Source organism: Nostoc sp. CHAB 5715 (genome assembly GCF_020829685.1).
Taxonomy (GTDB): Bacteria; Cyanobacteriota; Cyanobacteriia; order Cyanobacteriales; family Nostocaceae; genus Nostoc.
Genome location: NZ_JAIVFR010000903.1, coordinates 1 through 3,065 on the forward strand (window position 1 = coordinate 1; position 3,065 = coordinate 3,065).

Consider the following 3,065-nt stretch of genomic DNA (forward strand, 5'->3'; position numbering starts at 1 on the left):
AACAGAAACTTCTTCTCTCTACTGCTGGTCAGACGGAGAGACAGGGTACAGTCAATTACCCGTATGCCACAGACCCTTGTGGTCTAGTTGCAAGCCACATCCCCTTGTGGGTGGGGCATTTGACATACTCCCGTTGTCAGCAGTGACGACAACGGGAGATTTTTTTTTGGTGTTGCATAAAATAGGGATGATTCTTGTGGGGTGGGCATCCTAACACTAGTGTCAACTTAAGCAAAACCCCTTTAAAACTTCGTTCCACTATTAATATAAAGTTTCCGAAACATCGCAGACGTTTCATCTACCTTGCCATAAACCGTATTAAGGTGCGGCGACTGGCATAAAATTTGACTCTTTAAAACTTTTCAAACACCCTTTTAGACTGTAGACGCTGTAATCTACGACCTACAATGTTTTTGACCCCAATTAGTCAGAACTGCTTGACCAGGTTTTTTGAAAATTTTACTTTATCAATTTCTCTTATGTTACGATAAAAGCATCAACCTGTACAGACTTTGTGTACAGGTTAATCGAGAATGTACTTAATTCAATTTACAAGTAAAAACGGAACTTTTGATACTTATGGTTTCTGCTAGTTATACTTACACACAAGCACGAGAAAAGCTGTCTGAACTGTGCCAGAAAGTTACTTCAGAACGCGATTTTGTAATCATTACACGTCGTAATGCTGAAAGTGTAGCTTTAATACCTATTGATGAACTTTCTAGTATTCTAGAAACTGCTCATCTTTTACGTTCTCCCCGTAACGCTGAACGTTTGCTAACAGCTTTAAACCGAGCTAAATCAGGAGTTGTAAAATCTCAAAGCTTGGATGATCTTAGTAAGGAGTTAGGATTTGACCAAAAAGAAGAACCTCAAAAACCAATCAAAACAAGAAATTCCAGCAACTCCAAAGCAAAGAAAAACAGTATTTCAACCTGAATTTTTAGAAGACTTGAAATTTTGGGTGGAAAATGATCAACGAGTTACCCTTAAAGTTTTGGATCTTGTAAAAGAGACTTGCCAAGATCCTTTTAAGGGGAAAGGTAAGCCGGAACCTTTAAAATATTTAGATCCTAATACTTGGTCTCGCCGTTTAACACAAGAACATAGAATTGTATATCTTGTAAAAGATGATGAAATAAATTTTTTACAAGCTCGTTATCATTATTAACTATTAATTATATATCCCAAAATATAAGTAGCATTATAAAGTTTTTGTAACCAACGTATAGCCCATAGTTGGCAATGCTTTTAAGTAAGCTTCCTGTCTAGCTTCTGGAGGAGCATCTACACCCATATAATAAAACGCATCAACCAATTCGCCTTTTGTTCTTACAAAATCTAAAATTTTCTTTGGGTCTGTCCACCACCTCAAACAATCTCTCTGCATATAAAAGAAGTTTGCACCATCTAAGAAAAGGGATACTCGCATTTATTTACCTAGCTTGTTGGACAAGACTAGTGTTCCCTTACTTGATTATTTTCTAACACTTAACTCAAAAGCGTTCGTATGTTGTCCTATTCCTATCCTCTAAGATTAAAACTATAAAGACTTATTTATCACCCCTTTCCCATTCAGGTATGGCTCCTTTAACTCGGCGGATGGGCAAATTAGCAATTAAAGCTGTCGTTCGTTGGTTGCTTTCTAAGGAGAACTCCAAGCCCTCTGTCTCAACTTCCACATAGCGACAGACTACATCTAAGATTTCTTGCCGCATTTTTTCCAACGTTTGAGGATCTAAATCAGCGCGATCATGAGCAATCACCAATTGCAGGCGACGTTTAACTTGAGTTCGACTGCTATCAGGGCCGCGAGAAAAAAGTCGTTCTAGAAGTTCAATCATTACGAATAGGTCTGGCGCGGAGACTGGAAAAGTTAATTAAACAATCTTTGTCCTGAACAACCTTCGTATACGGGCGAAGATGCTGTCTTGGGACGAGTCGATCTCCAGAAATTCGACACTTTCCCCTTCTAATCTACGAGCAATGTTCTCAAAGGCTGTGGCAGCTAAAGAGGGATTTTCCGCTAACACTAAGGGTTCGCCGCGATTGGTAGATACAATAACACGCTCGTCGTCAGGGATTACCCCGATCAGGGGAATGGCGAGAAGTTCCTGAACATCTTGCACTGACATCATATCATTTGCCTGCACCATTGAGGGTCTGATGCGGTTAATTATTAAATGAACACGCTTGATACCTTGTGCCTCAAGTAACCCCACTACCCGGTCAGCGTCACGAACTGAGGAAATTTCTGGTGTGCTGACAACTAGTGCTTCTTTTGCTGGGCCGATCGCATTTTTAAACCCATTCTCAATCCCGGCGGGGCTATCGATGATTACGTACTGATATTTTTGTGCCAGTGCATTCACCAATAACTTCATCTGTTCAGGCGTGACTGCATCTTTAGAGCGATTTTGGGCTGCCGGCAAAAGTACGAGATTGGGTTGGCGCTTATCTTTCACCAAGGCTTGTTCTAAGCGGCACTCTCTGGCTAAAACTTCCACCGCAGTATAGACGATGCGGTTTTCTAGCCCTAGCAGCAAATCCAAATTTCTCAGACCAAAATCCGCATCAACCAAGGCAACTTGACGCCCCATTTTGGCTAAAGCCATGCCCAGATTTGCTGAAACTGTGGTTTTACCCACTCCTCCTTTGCCGGAGGTAATCACTATAATGCGAGTCATGATAGAAATGCGGTCAATAAGGGTTCAGAAAATATAAAACAGTAAATTGCAGTATAAAGTATGAAGTATCGTATCAAGTATGAAGAAATATCTGTTCTCCCTGATCAGGGCGAGGTATGAATATTTATGTTATTTCATCCTTTATACTTCATTCTTTAAGTAAATATTTATGGCTCTTGATTGCTCTTGGTAAATTGGTTTCTGGAAAAATCAGTAGCCCTAGCGATGCGAATTCCTTGGGGCGTAATATGTGCCACCTCTGGAAAAAACTGCATTGGCGGTTTTTCTGGTGCCCTAGCTACAGCATCTGCGATCCGTAGTTGGGTTGGTTCCATTTGCAAGGCCATAATCAGACACTCACTATTGCCTCCAGCACCA

General features: G+C 40.7%; 5 protein-coding genes and 1 pseudogene. 2 read left to right on the plus strand and 4 right to left on the minus strand.

Annotated elements, in window-relative coordinates:
- Positions 1–579: 579 nt before the first annotated feature.
- Together LC574_RS33410 and LC574_RS33415 are read left to right on the plus strand one after the other, a co-directional pair.
- Positions 580–939, plus strand: coding sequence for a type II toxin-antitoxin system Phd/YefM family antitoxin (locus LC574_RS33410; protein WP_229457876.1), 360 nt, complete (start codon positions 580–582; stop codon positions 937–939).
- Positions 940–964: 25 nt separating this feature from the next.
- The gene (locus LC574_RS33415) at positions 965–1,171 is read left to right on the plus strand and encodes a Txe/YoeB family addiction module toxin (protein WP_273768708.1); all 207 of its coding nucleotides are present in this window, start codon (positions 965–967) and stop codon (positions 1,169–1,171) included.
- A gap of 33 nt (positions 1,172–1,204) precedes the next feature.
- On the opposite strand, the gene LC574_RS33420 is transcribed toward LC574_RS33415, so the two are convergent.
- From LC574_RS33420 to LC574_RS33435, 4 genes and pseudogenes are all read right to left on the minus strand, one after another.
- Complete coding sequence (locus LC574_RS33420; protein WP_229457878.1) at positions 1,205–1,432, minus strand: NYN domain-containing protein; 228 nt, start codon at positions 1,430–1,432, stop codon at positions 1,205–1,207.
- 121 nt (positions 1,433–1,553) lie between these two features.
- Entirely contained in the window at positions 1,554–1,844 is a 291-nt protein-coding gene (gene minE / locus LC574_RS33425) for a cell division topological specificity factor MinE (RefSeq protein WP_229457880.1), read from the minus strand.
- A gap of 36 nt (positions 1,845–1,880) precedes the next feature.
- Complete coding sequence (gene minD / locus LC574_RS33430) at positions 1,881–2,687, minus strand: septum site-determining protein MinD (RefSeq protein ID WP_104908781.1); 807 nt, start codon at positions 2,685–2,687, stop codon at positions 1,881–1,883.
- A 167-nt stretch (positions 2,688–2,854) separates the two neighbouring features.
- A pseudogene (locus LC574_RS33435) lies at positions 2,855–3,065 on the minus strand (septum site-determining protein MinC); the annotation flags it as partial.

Coding starts and splice junctions, on each gene's coding strand:
- LC574_RS33410 (WP_229457876.1), top strand. CDS start 580: ATGGTTTCTGCTAGTTATACTTACACACAAGCACGAGAAAAGCTGTCT.
- LC574_RS33420 (WP_229457878.1), bottom strand. CDS start 1,432: ATGCGAGTATCCCTTTTCTTAGATGGTGCAAACTTCTTTTATATGCAG.
- minE (WP_229457880.1), bottom strand. CDS start 1,844: ATGATTGAACTTCTAGAACGACTTTTTTCTCGCGGCCCTGATAGCAGT.
- minD (WP_104908781.1), bottom strand. CDS start 2,687: ATGACTCGCATTATAGTGATTACCTCCGGCAAAGGAGGAGTGGGTAAA.